At 68.7% G+C, this 23,279-nt stretch carries 20 protein-coding genes; 9 read left to right on the plus strand and 11 right to left on the minus strand.

Annotated features, from left to right (window positions below):
* Positions 1–59: 59 nt before the first annotated feature.
* Together GJV80_RS13505 and GJV80_RS13510 are read right to left on the minus strand one after the other, a co-directional pair.
* Complete coding sequence (locus tag GJV80_RS13505; protein ID WP_154688338.1) at positions 60–443, minus strand: cold-shock protein; 384 nt, start codon at positions 441–443, stop codon at positions 60–62.
* A 190-nt stretch (positions 444–633) separates the two neighbouring features.
* On the minus strand, positions 634–1,506 hold the full coding sequence (locus tag GJV80_RS13510; RefSeq protein WP_154688339.1) for a LysR substrate-binding domain-containing protein: 873 nt from the start codon (positions 1,504–1,506) through the stop codon (positions 634–636).
* A gap of 440 nt (positions 1,507–1,946) precedes the next feature.
* On the opposite strand from GJV80_RS13510, the gene GJV80_RS13515 reads away from it, so the two are divergent.
* The 7 genes from GJV80_RS13515 (at position 1,947) to GJV80_RS13545 (ending at position 11,401) form a co-directional block, all read left to right on the plus strand.
* A complete protein-coding gene (locus GJV80_RS13515) occupies positions 1,947–3,224 on the plus strand; it encodes an MFS transporter (protein WP_154688340.1) in 1,278 nt (425 codons plus the stop codon).
* A 95-nt stretch (positions 3,225–3,319) separates the two neighbouring features.
* Entirely contained in the window at positions 3,320–4,435 is a 1,116-nt protein-coding gene (locus tag GJV80_RS13520; protein ID WP_154688341.1) for a sorbosone dehydrogenase family protein, read from the plus strand.
* A gap of 4 nt (positions 4,436–4,439) precedes the next feature.
* A complete protein-coding gene (locus tag GJV80_RS13525) occupies positions 4,440–5,672 on the plus strand; it encodes a sorbosone dehydrogenase family protein (RefSeq protein WP_154688342.1) in 1,233 nt (410 codons plus the stop codon).
* A 33-nt stretch (positions 5,673–5,705) separates the two neighbouring features.
* Positions 5,706–6,614 (plus strand): hypothetical protein, encoded by a 909-nt coding sequence (locus tag GJV80_RS13530; RefSeq protein ID WP_154688343.1) that lies wholly within the window; start codon positions 5,706–5,708, stop codon positions 6,612–6,614.
* Positions 6,611–8,797, plus strand: a complete 2,187-nt coding sequence (locus GJV80_RS13535) for a helicase-associated domain-containing protein (RefSeq protein WP_154688344.1) — start codon at positions 6,611–6,613, stop codon at positions 8,795–8,797. The genes GJV80_RS13530 and GJV80_RS13535 overlap by 4 nt, the downstream gene beginning before the upstream one ends.
* A gap of 37 nt (positions 8,798–8,834) precedes the next feature.
* Entirely contained in the window at positions 8,835–9,686 is an 852-nt protein-coding gene (locus tag GJV80_RS13540; RefSeq protein ID WP_154688345.1) for a fibronectin type III domain-containing protein, read from the plus strand.
* 77 nt (positions 9,687–9,763) lie between these two features.
* Entirely contained in the window at positions 9,764–11,401 is a 1,638-nt protein-coding gene (locus tag GJV80_RS13545; RefSeq protein WP_154688346.1) for a DNA repair helicase XPB, read from the plus strand.
* 3 nt (positions 11,402–11,404) lie between these two features.
* Here GJV80_RS13545 and GJV80_RS13550 read toward each other — a convergent pair whose 3' ends face one another.
* The 3 genes from GJV80_RS13550 to GJV80_RS13560 form a co-directional block, all read right to left on the minus strand.
* The gene (locus tag GJV80_RS13550; protein WP_154688347.1) at positions 11,405–12,706 is read right to left on the minus strand and encodes a hypothetical protein; all 1,302 of its coding nucleotides are present in this window, start codon (positions 12,704–12,706) and stop codon (positions 11,405–11,407) included.
* Between the two features lie 56 nt (positions 12,707–12,762).
* Entirely contained in the window at positions 12,763–13,134 is a 372-nt protein-coding gene (locus tag GJV80_RS13555; RefSeq protein WP_154688348.1) for a hypothetical protein, read from the minus strand.
* A 166-nt stretch (positions 13,135–13,300) separates the two neighbouring features.
* Complete coding sequence (locus GJV80_RS13560) at positions 13,301–13,855, minus strand: NUDIX hydrolase (protein WP_230207677.1); 555 nt, start codon at positions 13,853–13,855, stop codon at positions 13,301–13,303.
* 115 nt (positions 13,856–13,970) lie between these two features.
* Between GJV80_RS13560 and GJV80_RS13565 the strand changes: the two genes are divergently transcribed.
* A complete protein-coding gene (locus GJV80_RS13565; RefSeq protein WP_154688350.1) occupies positions 13,971–16,079 on the plus strand; it encodes an AAA family ATPase in 2,109 nt (702 codons plus the stop codon).
* Positions 16,080–16,968: 889 nt separating this feature from the next.
* Here the strand turns inward: GJV80_RS13565 and GJV80_RS13570 are convergent.
* Genes GJV80_RS13570 through GJV80_RS13585 form a run of 4 tightly spaced genes read right to left on the minus strand, consistent with a single transcriptional unit; the run spans position 16,969 to position 20,059 of the window.
* Positions 16,969–17,871 carry an LD-carboxypeptidase gene (locus tag GJV80_RS13570; RefSeq protein WP_154688351.1) on the minus strand — a complete coding sequence of 301 codons (903 nt, stop codon included), beginning with the start codon at positions 17,869–17,871 and terminating at the stop codon, positions 16,969–16,971.
* Positions 17,872–17,880: 9 nt separating this feature from the next.
* Entirely contained in the window at positions 17,881–18,153 is a 273-nt protein-coding gene (locus GJV80_RS13575; RefSeq protein WP_154688352.1) for a DUF4031 domain-containing protein, read from the minus strand.
* On the minus strand, positions 18,150–18,884 hold the full coding sequence (locus GJV80_RS13580) for a copper homeostasis protein CutC (RefSeq protein ID WP_154688353.1): 735 nt from the start codon (positions 18,882–18,884) through the stop codon (positions 18,150–18,152). Before GJV80_RS13580 ends, GJV80_RS13575 begins: the two co-directional genes overlap by 4 nt.
* Before the next feature lie 2 nt (positions 18,885–18,886).
* Positions 18,887–20,059, minus strand: coding sequence for a dipeptidase (locus GJV80_RS13585; protein WP_230207678.1), 1,173 nt, complete (start codon positions 20,057–20,059; stop codon positions 18,887–18,889).
* Between the two features lie 87 nt (positions 20,060–20,146).
* Here GJV80_RS13585 and rnhA point away from each other — a divergent pair, with 87 nt between their 5' ends.
* Positions 20,147–20,572, plus strand: a complete 426-nt coding sequence (rnhA, locus tag GJV80_RS13590; RefSeq protein ID WP_154690257.1) for a ribonuclease HI — start codon at positions 20,147–20,149, stop codon at positions 20,570–20,572.
* Between the two features lie 7 nt (positions 20,573–20,579).
* On the opposite strand, the gene GJV80_RS13595 is transcribed toward rnhA, so the two are convergent.
* Complete coding sequence (locus tag GJV80_RS13595) at positions 20,580–21,530, minus strand: NADP-dependent oxidoreductase (protein ID WP_154688355.1); 951 nt, start codon at positions 21,528–21,530, stop codon at positions 20,580–20,582.
* 99 nt (positions 21,531–21,629) lie between these two features.
* A complete protein-coding gene (gene groL / locus GJV80_RS13600) occupies positions 21,630–23,252 on the minus strand; it encodes a chaperonin GroEL (protein ID WP_154688356.1) in 1,623 nt (540 codons plus the stop codon).
* Between the last annotated feature and the right edge of the window lie 27 nt (positions 23,253–23,279).

A 23,279-nucleotide genomic window follows, 5' to 3' on the forward strand; every position in this document is an offset into this window, starting at 1 on the left:
CCCGGGAACGACCGGATCCTCCGGTCGTCTCCGATGACGGTGCGGGACCGGGCCGTCGGCTAGACGTCCAATTCGTCGGCGACCGCGCGCAGCACCGTGGCGACCTTCTTGCCGATCCTGTTGTCCGGATGCCGTCCGCGGCGGTAGCCGTTGCTGATCGAGTCGAGCATCTTGATCAGATCCTCGACGATCACCGCCATCTCATCGGGCGACTTCCGACGCTGCTGGGCCAGCGACGGCGGGGTGTCCAACAGCCGCAGCGACAGGGCCTGCTCACCCTTGCGGCCCTCGACGACACCGAACTCGACCCGCTGGCCGGGCTTGAGGGTGGTCACCCCGGGCGGAAGCGCGGTCGACCGTACGTAGACGTCGCCGCCCTCTTCCTTGCTCAGGAATCCGAACCCCTTGGCGGAGTCGTAGAACCTGACCTTGCCTGTTGGCACCTCAACCTCACTCGTCACTTGCCGCGGTGTCACGGCCCGTCCGGGACACCGTAAGAAATCAACGCCGAATCTCGCCCGGAGCATCCCGGGTCCGCCAAGCGTATCGACTTCAGGCACCGGTCCCAACAGTCTTTGGTCGCAACGGCGGTCCGGGGACACCGGTGCTGGGGCCCGGGCGGCGTGCCGGCCGTCAGGGTCGCAGCGGCGCCAGGGGCAGGTTGTGGATGGCCCGGCTGAGCGCTTCGACGGGTTCCCGGGGTGCCCGCGGATTGTCCACCAGAGCCATCTCCACGTCGGGCAGCACGGGCAGATCGAAGCGGCCGCTGACCACCCGCAGGTCGGCGGGAACCCGGCTCTGGGCGAGGACGCACAGTCCGAGCCCGGCCCGGGTCGCGGCCAGGATGGCGTTGATCTCGCGGGTGTTGCAGGTGATCCGCCAGGTCCGGCCGATGCCCTCCAGCGCGCTGATCGCGGCACTCCGGCTGTAGCTGGGTGCGTGATAGGTGATCAGCGGCACCGGCTGGTCCGGATCGATGTCTGTCTTCTCCAGCCCGACCCAGACCAGCCGGTCACGGCGCACCAACCGGCCCCGGTCGGTGTCGGGCTCCTGGTTGATGAAGATCAGATCAAGATGGTTGGCCAGCAGGCGGCGCTGCAGGATGCCGGACTGCGTCACGGTGAGTTCGAGGTTGATCTTCGGATAGAGCTGCCGAAAGTCCCGCAGGATGTGCGGCAGCTCGCTGAGCGCCAGTTCGTCGGCCGCTCCGAACCGGAGCCTGCCGGACATCGCCGAGCCGCGGAAGTAGGCGATCGCCTCGTCGTTGGCAGCCAGAATCGTCCGGGCGAACCCGGCCATCGCCTCGCCGTTGTCGGTCAGCCGTACGGTCCGGGTGTCACGGGAGACCAACTGGCGACCGGCCGCCAGCTCCAGCCGGCGGACGTGCTGGGAGACGGTTGGTTGGCTCAGCCCCAGCTGCTCGGCCGCCCGGGTGAAACTCAGCCCCTCGACCACGGCCAGATAGGTGCGCAGCAGCACCGGATCGAAGGTCTGCTCGTCCGCCACGGTGCTCCCTTGTCACTCTGTGATCACTCTGCTGTCACTCTGCTGCCGCTCCGTGCCGCACGGAGCCATTACGACACCTAATAATAGATATAGCCGCAATGATGCGGGCCAATAATGTCGGTGGCGTAGGCTGGAAGCCAGAGCCTCGCAGTCGGACTCTTTCCCACCTCGATCACCCGGACGCCTCCGTGGCGGCCCCCGGGGACTATTCCGTACGGCCTGGTCGGGGATCTGTGATCGTCCGGCTACACGATGACGTGCCGGGGACCTGCTCCTTTCAGTGCTTCAGTGCAGCCAGTGGTATTTGATCAGAGTTTGGTGATTGCCTCGTGTCCGCGGTGCCCGCAGAACGCCGTGTACCTGTTCGCGTCGTCGACGACCGGACGCCCCGACCCGTAGCCGTCGATCGACCAGCCGGTCCCGAGCCGGGGCCCGACGCGGTGGAGACCGAGGTCTCCCGCTGGCCTCGGAGCTTCGCCGCCCTACAGATTCGCAACTACCGGATCTACTTCTGCAGCCAGATCGTGGCCAACACCGGCCTGTGGATGCAGCGCATCGCCCAGGACTGGCTGATCAGCCAGTTGACCGGCAGCGCGGCGGCGGTCGGCATCACGGTCGCCTGCCAGTTCCTGCCGGTATTGCTGTTCGGCATGTTCGGCGGACTGGTGGCCGACCGCTTCCCCAAGCGCAGGGTGCTGATGATCACCCAGTCGGTGGCCGCGTCGCTGGCCGGGCTGCTCGGCCTGCTCGCGATCACCGGCGTCGTTCAGGCCTGGCACGTCTTCGGCATCGCGGTGATGCTCGGCTTCGTCACCGTTGTCGACAATCCGACCCGGCAGGCGTTCGTCTCCGAACTGGTCGGCCGCGATCACATCCGCAGCGCTGTCAGCCTGAACTCCTCGGTCTTCCAGCTCGGCGGACTCGTCGGCCCCGCGGTCTCCGGCGTGTTGATCCACGCCGTCGGCCAGGGCCCGTCGTTCCTGATCAACGGCGCCGCCTGCCTGCTGGTGGTCACCCTGCTCGGCATCATGGTGGTACCCGATTCAGTGTCCCGGGCGGCAACGCAGAGCGACTCGATCAGCCGCCAGATCGCCGAGGGACTGCGCTACATCCGTCACACGCCGGAGGTGATGTGGGCGATCATCCTGGTCACCGCGCTGGCGTTGTTCGGGCTCAACATGCCGGTCATCCTGACCGCCTTCGCAACAACGGTCTTCACCAGCGGCGTTGGTGGCTACAGCCTGTTCAACACCCTGGTCGCGGTCGGGTCGCTGGCTGGCGCACTGCTGTCGGCGCGGCGGACCGGCGGACCGCGGCTGCGGCTGCTGGTCAGCTGCCTCGCGGCCCTCGGAGTCGGGCTGGTCCTCGCCTCGCGCTTCGGTTGGGAGCCGCTGTTCTGCGTCACCCTGGTGGGCATCGGCATCGTCACCATGTTGTTCATGACCAGCGCCAACTCGCTGGTTCAGATGACCGCGCCGGCCGCTGTACGGGGCCGGGTGATGAGCGTCTACCTGCTGATGCTGCTGGGCTGCCAGGCGATCGGCGGTCCGATCGTCGGCACCGTGATCGATCACCTCGGGGTCCGCTCGACAATGCTGGTCTGCGGCAGCATCGTGACGCTGGCGGCGCTCGGCGCGGGCCTGGCGATGGCCCGGCAGTCGAATCTGCGGTTGAGCGTCAGCCGGAGCCGGGTGCCGCTGCAGATCGTCCACCGCTGAACCGGCCGCTGACCCAGGGCTTCTCGCGGCCCGGCCCCGGAGCGTAGCGTTAACCCGGTCGGTAGGCAGTCCCACCAACCGGATCGAGGTCGTCGATGATCACGAGGCCGAAGATGCTCCTCGCCGGGGCCGTCGCGACCGCGACCCTGGTCGCACTGCTCAATGGCACCGGATCCGAGGTCCGGTCCGCGCAGGCGGCTCCCGCGTCCGGTTCGGTACGGGTGATCCGAACTGTGTTGCGCGGTGAGAACGTCCCGTGGGGGATGGCCCGGCTGCCGGGCGGCGACATCGTCTACACCACCCGGGACACCCATCTCGTCCGACGGCTCAACCTGAAGACCGGGACATTCCACACCCTGGGCCGGATCAAGGCCGCCCGGTCCCAGACCTCCGCCGGCGGCGAAGGCGGTCTGCTCGGCATCGCGGTCGACCCCGACTTCGCCCGGACCCATCTGCTCTATGTGTACTACTCCACCGCCGGCGACAATCGCGTCGCCAGGGTGCACTACTACACCCAGCGCAGGCCCTATCACCGGTTGGGCCGGCCTGAGGTGATCGTCAAGGGCATTCCGCACGGCATCCACCACAACGGCGGGCAGCTGAAGTTCGGTCCGCGCGGCCGGCTGTACATCAGCACCGGCGAGGCGGGCAACCCGTCCCTTGCCCAGAACAAGCACTCCCTCGGCGGGAAGATCCTGCGGGTCACCCGGCGCGGCAAGCCCGTGGCGGGCAACCCGATCGCCGGCTCCCGGTTGTGGACCTGGGGGCACCGCAACGTGCAAGGACTCGCCTGGGACGGCGCCCATCGGCTATGGGCCTCGGAGTTCGGGGACCGGAAGGCCGACGAGCTCAATCTGATCCGGAAGGGACACAACTACGGGTGGCCGGCCACCCAGGGACGGACCAGCCACAAGGGCTACACCAGCCCGGTCGCACAATGGGGCACCGAGGTCGACTCCCCCAGCGGCATCGCCTTCACCAACGGGGTGATCTGGATGGCAGCCCTGAAGGGCGAGCGGCTCTGGCGGATCCCGATGAGCGGCACCCGGACCGCCGCCGCACCCACGGCGTATCTGATCGGCAGGTACGGCCGGCTCCGCAGCGTGCTCTGGATCGGCTCCGGACGGTTGCTGGTCACCACCAGCAACACCGACGGCCGGGGCGCACCGAACCGGCACGACGACCGCGTCCTGGAGCTGTCCGTACGCTGAACACATGACCGGTTCCCGGGCCGTGATCGGCGCAGCCGCCATTGCGGTGGCCCTGCTGGGCGGCTGCACCGGCACTGAACGGTCCGGCACCGCCGCGACGACACCGGCCGGCGCGTCGGGTTCGGCCCCAGGGTCCGCCAGGCCGGGCGACACTGCCGGTGGGCGGGCAACACCGGCCACCACCGGCCGGGCCACCGGTCCCAGCACACCGTCGGCGGGGCCGGCGCCGGTGCACGGCTCCGTGCGGGTGGTCCGTACGGTCGCCGACGGCATCAACGTCCCGTGGGGACTGGCCCGACTGGGCGAGGACGAATTGCTGGTCAACTCACGAGACAGCCGGACCATCACCCGGGTCGACATCGCCACCGGACGCGAGGCCAGGGCCGGCGAGATCACCCAGGCGCGCTCCAACGGCACAAGGGGCGGCGAGGGAGGCCTGCTCGGCCTGGCCGTGTCGCCCGACTTCACCCGCAACCACGTGCTCTACGTCTATTACTCCACCGACCGGGACAATCGGATCGCCCGGGTGACCTTGGACCGGGACGCCCAACCCGGACAGCAGCTCCGGGACCTGCAGGTGATCGTGGACGGTATCCCGCACGGCCTGCACCACAACGGCGGACGGATGGCGTTCGGGCCGGACGGAATGCTCTACGTAACCACCGGCGAGGCCGGTGATCCCGAGCTGTCGCAGGACAGGAGCTCACTGGGCGGCAAGATCCTGCGGATGACCACCAGCGGTGCTCCGGCACCCGGGAACCCGGACCCCAGATCCTTGGTCTGGTCCTATGGGCATCGCAACGTCCAGGGGCTGGCCTGGGACCCGGCCGGGCGCCTGTGGGCCTCGGAGTTCGGGGAACGTACGGCCGACGAACTCAACCTGATCGTCAAGGACCACAACTACGGCTGGCCGGATACCCAGGGCCGCACGGACAACCCCGACTACACATCTCCGGTCGCGCAATGGGGCACCGAGGTCGACTCACCGAGCGGCATCGCCTACGCCGGCGGCGCGATCTGGATGGCCGCTCTCCGCGGCGAGCGGTTGTGGCGGATCCCGCTCGACGGCACCCGCACCGCCGGGCCGCCGGAGGACTTCCTCAATGGCCGCCACGGACGCCTGCGCAGTGTGCTCGCGCTCGACGATCACACCCTGCTGGTCACCACCAGCAACACCGACGGACGCGGTGCTCCGGACCGGTCCGACGACCGGATCCTCGAACTGGCCGTCCGATGATCGCCGACCCGGACAACAAATAGACTGGCCGGCATGGCTACCTGGGAGGACGGGCCGGAATACGCCCCGCTGGAACAACCTGCGGAGTTCACCGCCCCCGATGCTCCCCCGTTGTCGGTCGCCGAACCGCAGCCGGAGCCGCCCGGGGCGCCGGCGGAACGCCCGCAGTTCGGCAATCCCCCGGAACACGTGGCGCCGCTGGCAACACTGGTGCCCGACATCGGAACCCAGCACCGGGATCCTCACCTGCCCTTCGAGGTCGACTCCGACGCGATGACCCAATCCGGTGGCGGCGGTGCCTGGGGTGCCGCTCATTGGCGGCCCCCGACCGGACCCCCAACCACGGGCGCGGCGGCGCCCGGACCGTGGGGACCACCATCCGGGGCTCCGGTCGCCGCTCCGACCGATCCCATGACGCTGCGGTCGGCGCCCCCGTCGACGCCCGGTGGAATGCCCGCACCCGGCACGCCTGCCTGGTTCGGCCCGGGTCCGGCGGCACCGTCCCGCCCGGCGCCGCCCCCATCGCTGTTCCGTGCCACGCCGCCGGGGGCGATCATCGTCCTGGCGCTGGCGATCTTCTGGGTGATCGCACCGCCGGCATTCCTGGTGGCATTCGTGCTGGCAGCCCGGGCCCGGTACGCCCGACGCAGGATCCTGACAGCGTTCACCGTCGTCGGCGCCGTTGTGCTGCTGATCCCGACGATCGACGTCTTCATCAATCTGGGCGACTTCGGCAGCTGGTACGGACTGCTGTCCACCTGGTCGCTGCTCGGTTCGCTGTTGATGATCGTGCTGATCCTGACCTTGGTCAACACCGAGATCAAGAACCCGCCCGGCGGATCGGGAGGCGGCGGCTACCGGCAGCAACCGGCTCCGCCGTACCTCCAACAGCGCCCCGACCAGCGTGCCGGCGACCAGCAGTGGCCACCGCCCGGACAGTGACGGCGCCGCGTACCCTGACCGAGGCACTCCGGGGCCTCGATCATGATCAACTGACCGAGCTGTTCCGGCTCAGGCCGGATCTCGGCTACCCGCTGCCCCGGCACATCGGCGAACTGGTCGCCCAGGCGACCACCTCGGTGTCGGTGGGTCGAGCGATCGACCGGCTCAACGCGTGGCAAACCGCCGTCGCCGAAGGCCTCGCGGTGCTGCCCGACGGCGCCTCGGTTGCCGACCTGGTGGCGCTCACCGGCCGCCCGACAGCCGTCCTGAGTCAGGCGGTCGATGATCTTCGCCGACGTGCCCTGGTGTGGGGTGGTGATGATGATCTTCATCTGCTGCGCGCCGCCCGTGATCATTTCGGCTCCTATCCAGCCGGTCTCGCCCCTGTTTCGCCACAGCCGTTGACCTCCGGCCAGATCGACGAGGCGCTGGCCGCGGCCGGCGAGCAGGTCCGCCCGGTGCTCGATCGCCTGTTGTGGGGACCGCCGACCGGGACAGTGCGCAATGCCGATCGGGCTCTCCGGCTGATCGACGCGCGTACCCCGGTGGAGATCCTGCTGGCCCGCAGGCTGCTCCGGCCGGTCGACCGTGACACGGTGATCCTGCCGCGGGAGGTCGCACTCCGGCTGCGGGCTGCCGGATCCGACTGGCTGATCAGTCGCGACCCGGTGCCGACGTCGGCGCCGGAGATCTCCGGCATCCAACGCAGCCACTCGGTGATCAGGTCGGCCGCTGCGGGCGCCGCCAACGAGGTGGTCCACGATGCGGAGTTGATCATCTCCGAGCTGGACGCGAATCCGCGCCGGCTGCTCCGGGACGGCGGCATCTCCGCCCGCGACGTCCAGGCGATCAGCCGCGCCCTCGACGGCCGCGTCGATTACACCAGTTTCCTCCTCGAGGCCACGGCAGCAGCCGGACTGATCGGAAGTCCCGACAAGATCACTGCGCTGCCGACGACCGACTACGACCGCTGGGTGACCCTGTCCGGTCCGGAACGCTGGCTCCGGCCGGCCACCGCCTGGCGGGATGCCGAACGGTACTTCTCCTCAACGGTCGACTCCCACCCGCTGAACGCCGAAGCACTGGCCCCGCGCGCACCGGAGAACCGACACCTGATCATGGCGGCTGCTGCGACGGCCGAGGTCGGGACCGTGATCAACACCGAGGATCTTGCCGACGTCGTGGCCTGGCACCGCCCGGCCGCCGGCCGGCACGCACGGCAACTTGAGGTGGTGATCGACTGGACCTGGCGGGAGGCGACCTGGCTGGGACTGACAGCACTCGGCTCGATCACCGAACTGCTTCCGGTCGTCCTCGGTGACCGGGACGTGCCGGATGATCTTGCCCGGCTGTTCCCGGTGCCGTTGGACCGGGTGATCATCCAGTCCGACCTCACTGCCGTGGCCCAGGGCCCGTTGGAAGCCGCCGTTGCCGGCACCCTGCGGCTGCTCGCGGATCAGGAGTCCCGTGGCGGCGGCGCCGTCTACCGGTTCAGCCAGTCCTCGATCAGGCGGGGATTCGACTCCGGGTGGGCAGCGGCCGAGATCGGCGACTGGTTGCAGCAGCACTCGACAACCGGGATACCGCAGCCGTTGCGGTACCTGATCGACGACGTGGCCCGCCAGCACGGCACCGTACGCGTCGGCTCGGCGGCCAGCTATCTACGGGTCGAGGACCCGGCCCAGCAGGCGGCGGTCCTGGCCCATCCCGAGGCCGCCCGGTTGCAGCTGCGATCGATCGCGCCCGGCGTCCTGGTGTCGGCCGCCGACCCGGACGAGGTCGTCGAGGCCTTGCGCCGGCTCGGACTGAAACCGGCCGCCGAGGACGACCAGGGGCGGCTGCTGACCACCCGACCGCCACGACGGGCGACCATCCACCGGCCGACCAACCCGCCGGGCCGACGACCGGCGACGGCGGAGGAGATCGCTGGAGCCGTGCTGGCGGCCGATCGCCGGAGGCCGCGCTCCGACGACGGGCTGGAGCTGCTGCGGGAGGCGGTCGACCGGGACCTGGTCGTGCAGATCACAGTCGTTGACGGTGAAGGCCGGTCCTCAACCCGTCTACTCCGGCCGCGGCAGGTCGGTGACGGGACGGTCCGTGGCATCGACCCGGTGTCCGCCCAGCCGGTTTCGGTGCCGATTCCGCGGGTTTCCTCGGTACAGCGACCTGACCAGCAGAAATAGCGGAGCATCCGCCTTCGGCCGACATAGGCTGATCGCAATGCGCGAGACGAGGTTCCGGCGCCTGCTGGTCATCGTCCTGTGCGCCTCGGGGTTTGTGGCGCTCTGGGTCGTGGCCGACAGATCGCTGTCGACACCGGATGCTGCGAACTCGGCTCCGTCCGAGGCTTCCAGTCGGTCCGGCAGGCAACCTGCGTCCGGCGAGGCTCCGGGAGCACCGGGCACCGATGCCGGGACGACGCATCCGGGCGGGCCCGTGGGACACGGTCGAAGCACCGAACCGATCGGGCGGACGACCACCACCGATCACCTCCGGTCGCCGGCCACGCGCGGGTCCACCGCCTCCGCAGTGCTACCCGCCGTCGACGGACTCCGGGTGATCGACAACAACCACGACTCGATCACCGTCAGATGGAACGCCGTCGCCAACGGTGGCGACCCGGGGAGTCCGCGGGTGGCCTACTACCAGGCGACGCTGAACGGGATCCCGTCCGGGGAGACCGCCGGCCGTCAGTTGACCATCAACTGGTTCAACGACGAGATGACGACTCATTTCATCCGGGTGCGCGCCGTGGACACCGCCGGCCACCGCGGGCGTCCGGGCGACCCGCTGATCGTCGAACGGCCCGACGAGCCGACGACGCCCGCCTCACCGACCGCGACGAGCCGGCCCAGCCCGGAATCGTCCCGGTCGCCGAGCCCGGCCTCGACACCGGGCCCGATATCGACGACCCCGACAACCAACCCGGCACCGCCGCCGGGACTGGTCCGGCCCGGTCCGACCCCGAACCCGACGGCCGACCAGCCGGTTACGTCTGCTCCGACCACCCCGAGTTCCGGTCCCGCCGCTGGTTCGACGACCGACGCGACGTCGGACACCGGCGGCGGTTGATCTTCCGCCGCGCCGGTTCGGTCGACCCACCGGCCACGAACGGGCGGTGTCAGCTGCGGCGAGTAGTCTCGAACGCTATGGATCAAGGCCCGCTCGTCGTCCAGTCCGATCGCACCCTGTTGCTCGAAGTCGATCACCCGGACGCCGCGGCCTGCCGGATCGCCATCGCTCCGTTCGCCGAGCTCGAACGGGCCCCTGAGCACATCCACACCTACCGGTTGACCCCCCTCGGGCTGTGGAACGCCCGGGCCGCAGGGCACGACGCCGAGCAGGTCGTCGACGTGCTGCTCAGCTACAGCCGCTACCCCGTGCCGAGTTCGCTGCTGGTCGACGTCGCCGACACGATGGACCGGTACGGCCGGCTGCGGATCGAGAAGCACCCGCTCCACGGACTCGTCCTGGTCAGCACCGATCGTGCGGTGCTGACCGAGGTGACCAAGAGCGCCCGGGTGAAGGGACTGCTCGGGGGTCGGATCGATGACGACAGCGTGATCGTGCACCCGTCGGAACGCGGCCATCTCAAGCAGGTGCTGCTGAAGCTCGGCTGGCCCGCCGAGGACCTGGCCGGCTACGTCGACGGCGAGGCACACGCCATCGATCTCGCCGAACAGAGCTGGCACCTGAGGCCGTACCAGAAGGAGGCCGCCGAGTCCTTCTGGCACGGCGGCTCCGGCGTTGTGGTGCTGCCCTGTGGCGCCGGCAAGACGATCGTCGGTGCGGCCGCCATGGCCGCGGCCAAGGCGACGACGCTGATCCTGGTGACCAACACCGTCTCGGCGCGCCAGTGGCGGGACGAACTGGTCCGGCGGACCTCGCTCACCCCCGAGGAGATCGGCGAGTACTCCGGCGCCAGGAAGGAGATCCGACCGGTCACCATCGCCACCTATCAGGTGATCACCACCAAACGCGGCGGCATCCATCCGCATCTGGAGCTGTTCGACGCGCGCGACTGGGGCCTGATCATCTACGACGAGGTGCATCTCCTCCCCGCACCGGTCTTCCGGATGACCGCCGACCTCCAGGCGCGCAGGCGGCTCGGCCTGACAGCGACGCTGGTGCGCGAGGACGGACGGGAGGGCGACGTGTTCTCGCTGATCGGCCCCAAGCGGTACGACGCCCCGTGGAAGGACCTCGAACAGCAGGGGTACATCGCTCCTGCAGACTGCGTGGAGGTCCGGGTCACGCTGACCGACGAGGAGCGGATGACGTACGCGATCGCCGAGGATGACGTGAAATACCGCCTGGCCTCGACCGCGGAGAGCAAGACCGAGGTCATCGTCGATCTTGTCACCAAGCACCGCGGACAGCCGACCCTGGTGATCGGACAGTACGTCGACCAGCTCGACGAGCTGGCCGAGCGGCTGGACGCGCCGCTGATCAAGGGCGAGACGACGGTCCGGCAGCGGGAGAAGCTGTACGAGCAGTTCCGGTCCGGCGAGATCGACCTGCTCGTGGTGAGCAAGGTCGCCAACTTCTCCATCGACCTGCCCAGTGCCCAGGTCGCCATCCAGGTCTCCGGCGCCTTCGGTTCCCGTCAGGAGGAGGCGCAGCGGCTCGGCCGACTGCTGCGGCCCAAGGGCGCGGGCACCACCGCCCGCTTCTACGCCGTTGTGGCCCGGGACACCGTCGACGCCGACTTCGCCCAGCACCGCCAGCGTTTTCTGGCCGAACAGGGTTACGCGTACCGGATCCTCGATGCAGCCGACGCCGTGTAACGGTCAGCAGGTCTTCTCGCCGAGATCCTTCGGGTCGACGACCGGGCGCATGCCGAACGCTGCGCCGGGCTTGTTGATCGGCGTGTTGTACCAGGCCCCGGTCATCGCGAGCCGGCCGTCGATGGTGGCGAAGGCGCCGACCGGCAGCTGATACTCGCTGCCCGAGGCCGCACCGAAGCGCTCGATGTCCAGACTGCCGTCGGCCGGCGCCTCGGTCGTGACCAGGGCGTCACCTTGGCCGTTGGCGGCGGTCATCGTGGTTGCCGTCGCCAGTGCCGGGACAACGCCGTTGGCGGGGATCAGCAGGCCAGGCGTGTTCTTCTCGACCGGGAAGTCGATCACGCCGCGCACACCGATGGTCGCCTTGCTCGGTGCGGCCAGATCGATCGCCGTGCCGGTGCCGTTGTCGGCACCGTTGTAGGCCAGGTGGTCGTGTCCGATCTTCTCCCCTGCCTGGGTGAACACGGTGGGCTTCCAGCAGATCCCGGAGCCGTACCCGCCGCCCAGCGACTCCGCGGTGAGCACCCGGCCGGGCCGATCCAGCAGGCCGACGACCCAGCTGGTCTCGCTGGGGTCGTCAACGTAGCCGCTGACCCCGACCAGGCCGGCGTCATAGCCGCGGGCCGGGAGATTGGCGATCGCCGGATCGATGTCGTCCGGCTGCTGCCCGGAGAACAGTCGGACCGGTGTCAGTCCGGCGACGCGGATCGCGTACGACGTATGGCCCCGAGGGTGGCTCGGGCTGTCGCCGATCCTCCGGTAGTCCGCCCGGACCTCGAGTTGATCATGGTCGGGGCGGATCGCGATCCTGCTGCCCGTGGCGATGATGCCCAGATCGGTCGGGGTCTGTCCGGCCAGCCCGATCAGATGTGCGGCGACGAGTCTCTCGCGCCCGACGGTGCAGCGGAGCCGGACCACCAGGAACTTCCGGTCGCCGAGGGCGACCTCCCGGCTGCCGGCCCATTCGGCCGTGCTGGAGCGACCACCGAAGCCGGGAGTCCTGCCGGCCTGTTTGCCGTCGACCAACCGGACCGGCGGTGCCGGAACCTCGAAACCGCAGCCGCCGGCGTACCGGAAGCTCTTGGTGTTCAGATCGCCGAGCAGCACCTCGCCCGGCTGCGGCCGCTCCGGACGCTCTGCCGACGGCGTACCCGATCCGTTGGGGATGGGTGCCTTGGACACCGGTGCGGTCGCGATCGGCGTCGACGGCGCTGTCGGGCTGTCGGAGGACCCGGCGGAACTGCAGGCCGCAAGTGCGGCACAACTGATCAGGACTGCTGCAATGGTCCGGCCGCGGCGAATCACCCGGACACTGTAGCCGCGGGCCCGATCGGTCGGACCGGGTTCGCGCGGCGGTCGGGTCAGACGCGCGTCCGGACGATCGTCGGCTCGTCCTCCTCGTCAGGCTCAACGACCGATGGGCTGGCCTGCCCGCCGACGGAGTCTCGTTCCAACCAGTCGTAGGCCCGCGGATTCTCCGGTGCCAACAGCCACCGCGCGGTGTAGATCACCAGTGAGACGAAGCTGGCGGTGGCAAGCAGCAACAGCGGCCAGACCACTGCTCCCAGCAGTCCGGAGGGCCAGCCTTGTGGGGTGTTCTCGAACGCGAACCACCAGACGGCGATGTGCAGACCGCCGAAGAAGATCCAGCCGGCGGCGCTCCAGCGCACGGCACGCAGCATCCGTCGCCGGTGCAACACCTGCAGCAACAGCGGATTGACCGTCTCTTTCATCGGTCCCCCTAGGGTCCGGGCTCATGAACCCATGAGTCTCATCAGTCACATGGATAACAGGACCAATTCTCACCCGGCCCGCCGGGAGCCGAAGCACCCGACCCGCGATGCTGCCGAGTTGTTATCTGACGCTCGGGCCCGTCGCCCGGACCGCTCGAAGGGCGGGTCACACCGGGACGGTCGATTCGTCGGTCACCAGCCCCAGGTCGAGCGGGGCGGCCGCCGGCGTTCCGGCGTGGTCGATCAGCCCGAGCAACTCCTTGGGCCAGATCCACTCGTCGGTGGTCGCAAGTTCCTCCGGCGTCCACCACCGGTTCTCCACCAGGGTCAGCTTCTCCTCCTCGGTGAAGGAGGAGTTGTCCGGCTCGAAGGCCTCCACCCTGATCAGGTAGAACGTCTCCTGTTGGGCGAGCACCTGGTCGGAGAAGCCGTGGGTGACCTCACGCCGGGCGATGGGACCCACCAGTTCGGCCTCGGTGATCACCAGCCCGGTCTCCTCAGCGAGCTCGCGCACCGCGGCCTGCCGCTCGGTTTCGCCGGCGTCGATCCCGCCGCCCGGAGTGACCCACCACCGCACGCCCGGGACTCCCGGGTCGGTGTCGCAGAACAGTAGGATCCGGTCCTGACCGTCGACGACGATGACCCGAGCCGCCCGCCGTCTCCGCCAGGCACGCTCGGCCGGGTCCTCGGGCACGACGAAGGTGCGCGGTGGAACACTCACTGCGCCGAGATTAGTCGACGTGCCAGGTCCTTCACTGAAAACCTGTTGATCGCCATGCATCCAGGGAGTAACGTCTCGGCGCTTCCCACCACCCGACAGCATCGGAGTGTCCCGCATGCCCGGAACAGCCCAATCAGACACGACCGATCAGACCGAACCCGATCCCGGATCCGCGGATTCCGCGCTGGAGGCCGAACGCCGGCATCTCGCCGAATCCCGGGCCGCGCTGGCGATCATGCGCGAACACGTCGGCAGTTTGAACGCCGTCGGCGCCGCAGCCATCAGCTGGGGTCCGAACGTCTCGACCGAACACCTCAAACAGGCCCTCTATCGCCGGGTCCAGTCGCTGCAGGACGACCCGACGGTCCCGCTCTTCTTCGGCCGGCTGGACTACCAGCGGAGCGATCTCCCGCCCCGGCTGTACATCGGCCGGCGGCACATCACCGGCGAGGCCGGCGGCGAACCGATGGTCATCGACTGGCGGGCCCCGATCTCGCTGCCCTTCTACCAGGCCACCCGGGACCAGCCGATGGACGTCCGGCTGCGTCGCAGGTTCGGCTTCTCCGCCGGCGCCCTCACGGCGTACGAGGACGAGGATCTCGTCGCCGGTGAGGCACTGGACAACTCCGACATCCTCGAGTCAGAGATCGAGAAGCCCCGTACCGGCCCGATGCGAGACATCGTGGCCACCATCCAACCCGAACAGGACGTCATCGTCCGCACCGACCTGGCGCGCTCGGTCTGCGTGCAGGGTGCGCCCGGGACCGGAAAGACCGCCGTCGGCCTGCACCGCGCCGCCTACCTTCTGTACGCCTTCCGCGACCAGCTGTCCCGGCAGGGCGTGCTGGTGGTCGGCCCGAACGACAGCTTCCTCTCCTACATCGCCGACGTCTTGCCGGCGCTCGGTGAGATCGACGCATCCCAGACCACTGTCGAGGCGTTGGTCAGCAAGGCCACCGGCCTCCAAGCCGGGCGTCTTGAGGACGCCGCGTCGGCGATGATCAAGGGCGACGCCCGGATGGCCGACGTGATCAAGCGGGCCGTCTGGAGCCATCTGCGGCCGGCCGAGGGGACCCTGGTGGTGCCGCGCGGTGCGCATCAGTGGCGGGTGGCCGCGTATCTGGCCGACGAGATGGTCGCGATGATCAAGGAACGCGGTGTCCGGTATGCCGCCGGGCGGGAGATGCTGCCCCAGCGACTGGCCCACCAGGTGTTGCTGCGGATGGAGGCGGCCGGCGACTCACCCGACGATCGGGTGCAGAACGCGGTGGCCCGCAGCAAGCCGGTGAAGGCGTACGCCGAACAGATCTGGCCGGCTGTGGACGCCGCGAAGCTGGTGCTCCGACTGCTCAGCGACCCGGAGTTCCTGGCCGAGCATGCCGACGGTCTGCTGACGGCTCAGGAACAGCAGCGGGTGCTGGTCAGGAAGCCCGGCCGGTCGGTGAGGACCCACAAGTGGTCCACGGCGGAGATCGTCCTTGTCGACGAGGCGGCCGACGTGCTGAACCGGACGCCGAGCCTCGGCCACGTGATCATCGACGAGGCGCAGGACCTGTCGGCCATGCAGTTGCGGTCCGTCGGGCGCCGGGCCAGCACCGGATCGGTGACCGTGCTCGGTGATCTTGCCCAGGCGACCACTCCCTGGGCGACCACCTCGTGGTCCGACACACTGAATCACCTCGGCAAGCCGGATGCCGTGATCGAAGAGCTGACCGCTGGCTTCCGGGTGCCGGGTGCGGTGATCGAGTTCGCCGCACGTCTGCTGCCCGACATCGCACCGGATCTGACTCCGCCACATTCGGTGCGGCGGGCTCGCGGTGATCTTGCCCTGGCGACAACGACCCGGCCCGAAGTCGACCTTGCCGAGGCGGTCCGGGTGGCCCTGCAGAGCGAGGGCAGCATCGGACTGATCACCCCGGACACCCGACTGGTCGAGGTGGAGCGGGCCCTCGATGGCCAGGGCATCTCCTACGCCGTACTCGGAAGGGAGACCGACCCGCTGGACACCGAGGCCTTCACCCGTCGCGTCGACGTCGTACCGGCCTCGATCGCGAAAGGTCTGGAGTTCGACCACGTCGTGCTGTTCGAACCGGCCGAGATCGTCGCCGGCGAGCCTGACCAGATCACCGGGCTCCGCCGGCTGTACGTCTGCCTGACCCGGGCCGTCACGTCGCTGCAGATCGTCCACACCGAGCCCCTGCCCGCCCAACTGTCAGCCGCCTGATCGCCCGGCCCCACCGCGTACCTCCGCAACGCCCTCGGCCCCGCAGGCCCCGTCGCCCCGCAAGGTCCCCGCACCCCGATGGCCCCGCAACACCCCGATGGTCCCCGCGCACCCCGAAGGTCCCCGCGCACCCCGAAGGTCGCCGCGCACCCCGAAGGTCGCCGCGCACCCCGAAGGTCAAAGTTTGATCCAACGGCGACGACACGCCGACGGCGCCAACCCCTGGGTCAAACTTCGAGCTTCGTTCCTGGTGGCCGGCCCTCCCGAAAGTCAAAGTTTGATCCAACGGCGACGACACACCGACGGCGCCAACCCCTGAGTCAAACTTTGAGCTTCGTTCCCGGTGGCCGGCCTCCCCGAAAGTCAAAGTTTGATCCAACGGCGACGACACACCGACGGCGCCAGCCCCTGAGTCAAACTTCGAGCTTCGTTCCCGGTGGCCGGCCCCGCCGAAAGTCAAAGTTTGATCCAACGGCGACGACACGCCGACGGCGCCAACCCCTGAGTCAAACTTTGAGCTTCGTTCCCGGTGGCGGCCTCCCCGAAGGTCAAAGTTTGATCCAACGGCGACGACACACCGACGGCGCCAGCCCCTGAGTCAAACTTTGAGCTTCGGGAGAGGGGGTGTGAGGGGCGGGTCAGGCGGCGTCGGCGAACCGCATGAAGCCCACCTGCGTCCGGAACCGGCAATTCCGTCGATCGCACCGGTGTAACCCCAATAGGCGCGCAGCAGACGCTCAACGCCTTCACGGTGTTCGTGCCCAGCATTCCGTCGATTCCGGAGTTGTAGCCCTGAGACGTTGGCAAGGACTCGTCGGCGATATTTCCCGAGATCATTCTCCAGGATGATCGGCCTCACTGACGGCGCGAAGCATGATCTCCCGGCGAATCAGTCGGCGAGTCGCAGCACGCCCGCGGAAGCGTCGAGAACCACCTCGGCACCCAGGGGCAGCGCCAGGTTGCGGTCGCCGTGCCCGAACGGCGCACCGGTCAGGATCGGAACGCCGAGATCGGCGAGCCGGTCGGTGAGCACGGCCTGCACCAGGTCCGGATCATCGGACTCGGTGAAGTCGCCGAGGACCACCCCGGTGATCATGGAGAACCATCCGCTGCGGCGCAACTGGGTGAGCATCCGGTCCAACCGGTACGCCTCCTCGCCGACGTCCTCGATGATCACCACACTGCCGTGGTCCGGCAACGGTTCGACACCAAGATCATCGGCAATCAATGCGAGATTGCCGCCGATCAGCCGACCGGACGCCGTACCCCCGACCAGCGTCGTACCGGTGACCAGCTCGGTTCCGGGTACGGGTCGGCACAGGATCAACGACCGCAGCGCCTCGACCGACGGACCGTCCGCGAGCTGGGTACCGGTGCCGACCGGACCGTGGATCGTGACCTGGCCGAGCTCCCGGCCGATCCGGGCGTGGAGTGCGGTGATGTCGGAGAAGCCGATCAGGTGTTTCGGACCGGCTGCCCGCAACGCGTCGAAGTCCAGCAGGTCGACCATCCGCTGGGCACCGTAACCGCCGCGGGCACACCAGACAGCCGATACCTGAGGATCGGTCCACGCCGCCTGTAGGTCCGCCGCGCGGTCGTCGTCGGTTCCGGCCAGATAGTTCAGCCGCGCATGCTGATCATGCAGATGATCTCCGGGTCGAACCGTGAAGCCCCAGGACTCGAGGGTCTTGATGCCGAGGGCGATCCGGTCCGTTGGCAGCGGCCCACTGGGAGCGACAAGTCCGACCACCGATCCGGGGCCGAGGGCTTCGGGCCAGCTGCGTTGTTCCACGTCGTTTCCTCACCGCGCAAGTCGTGATCGTTTTCGCCTCCGCAGTCCGGCAGCGTACAGCTTGGTGACCAGCTCCCGGGAGCTGCACTGCTCGGCGCCCGCCTCGAGGCACTGGGCGAACCGCTCCTCGGGGATGTCGTAATGATCACCGTCGAAGGCACCGCGCGGTATGCCCAGCTGGTCGGCGAATTCCTGCAACTCGTTGAACGAGCTGTCACTGATCAGATGCGACCAGTACCGGCCGTGGCCGGGCCACTCGGGTCCGTCGATGAAGATCGTCATGCGCCGGACAGGTCGGGAGCCTGCCGATGCCCGTTGGCCCGCTGGACCGCGTCGTCGATCAGGGTCCGCCAGCTGCGGACCAGCTCGGAATCCACGTAGGCCTTGAACGAACCGGTCGGGCGGGCCGAGCTGCCGATGTGGAACGCACGGACGCCCGCATTGGCCAGCCACGGTACGTGTTCGGCCTTGAGCCCACCACCGGCCATGATCGTTCGGCGTGCGAAGTCGTCCTGGCGTGCCCGGCGCAACAGGTCCTCCAGCCCGTCCTCGACGCCACGCGCCGAGCCGGCCGTGAGCACCTGGTCAAGCCGCGGTAGGCCGCGCAGATCGCGCCACGCCCGATCCGGGGAGATGCAGGAATCGACGGCCCGGTGGAAGGTCCACGGACAGTCCAGTTCGTCGATCAACTCGGTGACCACCTCGACGTCGACCTCGGTCAAGCCGTTCAGGAAGCCGAGCACCAACCCCTCGGCGCCAACGTCCAGGTACCCGGCGGCCAGGCCCTTCAACCTGACCAGTTCGCCGCCGTCGGTGCTGAACCCGTCACGGAGCCGGACCATCACCCGCAAGGGCAGCGAGGTCACTCGGCTGAGCTGCCCGATCAGTGCCGGTTCCGGGGACAGCCCATCGTGATCCATGGTGCCTACCACTTCGAGACGGTCGGCGCCGCCGTCCTCCGCCCGTTCGGCGTCGGCAGGGTGCAGCGCGATCACCTCAAGCAGCCCGGCCATGATCAACCTGCCGATCCGACCCGGTCGGGCTCGGTGATCTTCGCCAGCGACGGGCCGCGGGAGTCGCGTAACTCCACGGCCCGCTGTTCGGCGGCGGCGAACGCCCTGATCACGTTGCCGTGGGCCATCTTGAGCAGGTCCTCCTCGCTCCAGCCGCGCTCGAACAACGCGGTGAACAGATTCGGGTAGGCCGACACGTCACCGAGGCCGTCGGGCAATGAGCCGACGCCGTCGAAGTCGCCGCCGACACCGATGTGATCGATACCCGCCACCTCCCGGACGTGTTCTGCGTGGGCGACCACATCCTCCAGCGTGGCCCGCGGCGCCGGAATCCCATACGACGCCCGGAACTGTTTCACGGCAGACCAGTCGTCGGTGTCGACACCGGCCTTCTCTGCCGCCGCAGTTGCCTGCTGGGACCACTCCCGGACCCGTGCGCTGACGAAGTCGGGAACGAAGGTGATCATGCAGACGCCGCCGTTGTCGGCCAGTCGTGCCAGGACATCATCGGGGACGTCTCGGGGATGATCGCAGACCGCGCGGGCCGACGAGTGGGAGAAGATCACCGGCGCCTCGGTGACGTCGAGCGCGGCGTGCATGGTGGCCGCCGCAACATGGGAGAGGTCGACCAGCATGCCCAGCCGGTTCATCTCGCGGACCACTTCCATGCCGAACTCGGTCAGGCCGTCGTGGGCGGGATCGTCGGTGGCCGAGTCGGCCCAGGCGGTGTTGTCGTTGTGCGTGAGTGTCATGTACCTGACACCGAGCCGGTAGAGATTCCGCAGGACGCCCAAGGAGTTGTTGATCGAATGTCCGCCTTCGGCACCCATCAGCGAGCCGATCGGTCCGCCGTCACCGGCCTTGGCCACGGCGTCGGCCAGTCCCGCGGCACTGGTGACGAGTTCGAACTGATCGGGATAGCGCTCGATCATCGAGTAGACAGCGTCGATCTGCTCCAGCGTTGCGGTGACGGCGCTGTCGCCGTCCAGCGAGCTGGGCACGTACACCGACCAGAACTGTCCCCCCACCTGCCCGACGCGCAGCCGGTCGATGTCGGTGTGCAGGTCGGCCTGGTGCCGGCTGATGTCGCGCACGTCGAAGTCGTAGTTGACCTTCCGCATCGCCCAGGGCAGATCGTTGTGGCCGTCGACAACACTCAGAAAGGGAAGCGTCACCCGGTCATCTTCCCACTGACCGGTTGCCCCACAGGCGATCGGTAGGTTGTCTGCGTGGCGAACCAGGATGATCATCGGCCGGTGCTGATGTGGACCGACGGCGCGTGCAAGGGCAACCCGGGAGTCGGCGGTTGGGGCGTGCTGATGCGCTACGGCGACCACGAGAAGGAGTTGTTCGGCGGCGACGCGTTGACCACCAACAATCGGATGGAGCTGACCGCGGTGATCGAGGGGCTGAGGGCGCTCACCCGGCCGTCCCGGGTCGAGCTGCACGTCGACTCGTCGTACGTGATGAACGGCATCCAGAAATGGCTGCCGGGCTGGAAGCGCAACGGGTGGCGGACGGCGGACAAGAAGCCGGTGAAGAACGTCGAGCTGTGGAAGGAGCTGGACGCGGAGCTGGCCAGGCACTCGGTCACCTGGACGTGGGTGAAGGGTCACTCCGGGGATCCCGGCAATGAGCGTGCCGATCAGCTGGCCAACAAGGGGGTGTTGTCGGTCGGCAACGCCTGACCGAGCCTCACGGAATCAGCAGGATCTTCCCTCGGGTGTGGCCGGTCTCCAGTTGCCGGTGGGCGCCGACGGCCTCGGTCAGCGGGAAGCTCGGGCCGAGCTCCAGCTGGAACTCTCCTCCGGCGACCAACTCCGCGGTCAGCGGGATCGACTCGTTGCGGAGTGCGACGGCCTCGGGTGTCATCGAGCCGGGTAGTCCTCCGCTGAACACCTGGACGCCGTACTGGTCCCGCCAGCCGGGGACGACGATCTCGACGATCCGACGCGGATCGTCGACCAGCGCCAGTGAGGCGTCGATAGCCTCCTGGGTGCCGGCCGATTCCAGGACGCGGTCTATGCCCCGTGGTGCGGCAGCCGCGATTCGGGCCAGGAGTCCGTCCCCGTAGGTCACCGGTACGGCGCCGAGCCGACGCAGCCGATCATGGTTGGCCCGGCTGGCCGTGCCGATCACCTCCGCGCCCCAGCGCCTGGCGAACTGGACAGCGGCCTGGCCGACGTCGCCGGCGGCGGCATGCACCAGCAGGGTCTCGCCCGCCCGCAGTCCGGTGGCTTTGACACATTGGTAAGCGGTGGCGACCGGGATGCCCATCGCGGCGCCCTGCTCGAAGCTGACACCGTCCGGCTTCCGGACGAACCGTTCGGCAGGGGCGGTGACGTAGTCGGCGTAGGTACCGGCGAGCCCCCAGCCGATCACCGGATCACCGACCGAGAACGGTGCGCCGTCGCCGACGCCGACGACCTCACCCGCAGCATCCGACCCGATCGGTGTCGGCCCGGTGATCGCGCCGCGGGTGCCCCGCCGGATCTTGGCCTCCACCGGGTTCACCCCGGCTGCCCGGATCCGTACCACGATCTCGTTCGGACCGGGATCGACGACCGGCACATCGGCCAGTTCCAGCACCTCCGGTCCGCCGGCAGTGGTGATCAGGACAGCGCGGGCGGTGGCGGGATAGGTCATGGCCGACATTGTGCCTGCGGCCTTGGATCGGAAAGCCGAAGGGCGGCCCCGGCGAACCGGGACCGCCCTCCTGTGCGATCTTGCTGGCGAACTCCGGACTCAGAAGTCCATGCCGCCCATGCCACCGTCGGCGCCCGCCGGGGCGGCCGGAGCCTTCTCCGGCTTGTCGGCGATGACGGCCTCGGTGGTCAGGAACAGACCGGCGATCGAGGCAGCGTTCTGCAGCGCCGAACGGGTCACCTTGACCGGGTCGTTGATGCCCGCCTTGAGCATGTCGACGTACTCACCGGTGGCCGCGTTCAGGCCCTCACCGGCCGGCAGTCCGGCAACCTTCTCGGCAACCACGCCGCCCTCGAGGCCGGCGTTGGTGGCGATCTGCTTCAGCGGCGCGGCGCAGGCGGCGAGCACGATCTGCGCGCCGACAGCCTCCTCACCCTCCAGCTTGATGTCGGCCTTCTTGGCGGCCTGCAGCAGCGCCACACCACCGCCGGGGACGATGCCCTCCTCGACCGCAGCCTTGGCATTGCGGACGGCGTCCTCGATCCGGTGCTTACGCTCCTTCAGCTCGACCTCGGTGGCCGCGCCGACCTTGATCACCGCAACGCCGCCGGCCAGCTTGGCCAGCCGCTCCTGCAGCTTCTCGCGGTCGTAGTCGGAGTCGCTGTTCTCGATCTCGGTACGGATCTGCTTGACCCGTCCGGCGATGGCGTCGGAGTCACCGGCGCCCTCGACGATCGTGGTCTCGTCCTTGGTGACGACGACCCGGCGGGCCTGGCCGAGCAGGTCGAGTTCGACCGCGTCGAGCTTGAGGCCGACCTCCTCGGAGATGACCTGGCCACCGGTCAGGATGGCGATGTCGCCGAGCATGGCCTTGCGGCGGTCGCCGAAGCCCGGAGCCTTGACGGCCACCGACTTGAAGACGCCACGCACCTTGTTCACGATCAGACCGGCCAGGGCCTCGCCCTCGACGTCCTCGGCGATGACCACCAGCGGCTTGCCCGACTGGATGACCTTCTCCAGCACCGGCAGCAGATCCTTCAGGCTGCTGACCTTGGAGTTGGCGATCAGGATGTACGGATCATCGATCACCGTCTCCTGGCGCTCGGCGTCGGTGACGAAGTAACCCGAGATGTAGCCCTTGTCGAACCGCATGCCCTCGGTCAGCTCGAGCTCGAGACCGAAGGTGTTGGACTCGTCGACGGTGATGACACCTTCCTTGCCGACCTTGTCCATCGCCTCGGCGATGATCTCGCCGACCTGGGTGTCACCGGCCGAGATCGACGCCGTGGCGGCGATCTGCTCGCGGGTCTCGACCTCGGTTGCCAGGCCGATCAGCTGCTCGTTGATCGCAGCCACGGCCTTGTCGATGCCCCGCTTGAGGTCCATCGGGTTGGCGCCGGCGGCGACGTTGCGCAGACCCTCGCGGACCAGCGCCTGGGCCAGCACGGTGGCGGTGGTGGTGCCGTCACCCGCGACGTCGTCGGTCTTCTTGGCTACTTCCTTGACGAGCTCGGCGCCGATCTTCTCGTACGGCTCCTCCAGCTCGATCTCCTTGGCGATCGACACACCATCGTTGGTGATGGTGGGCGCGCCCCACTTCTTCTCCAGCACGACGTTGCGGCCCTTCGGGCCAAGGGTCACCTTGACCGCGTCGGCGAGGATGTTCATCCCCCGCTCGAGGCCGCGCCGCGCCTCGGTGTCGAATTCAATGAGTTTGGGCATGTTGCTCCGCGAGTCCTCCCGCGTCAG

It is taken from the genome of Microlunatus sp. Gsoil 973, assembly GCF_009707365.1.
Classification (GTDB): Bacteria; Actinomycetota; Actinomycetes; order Propionibacteriales; family Propionibacteriaceae; genus Microlunatus.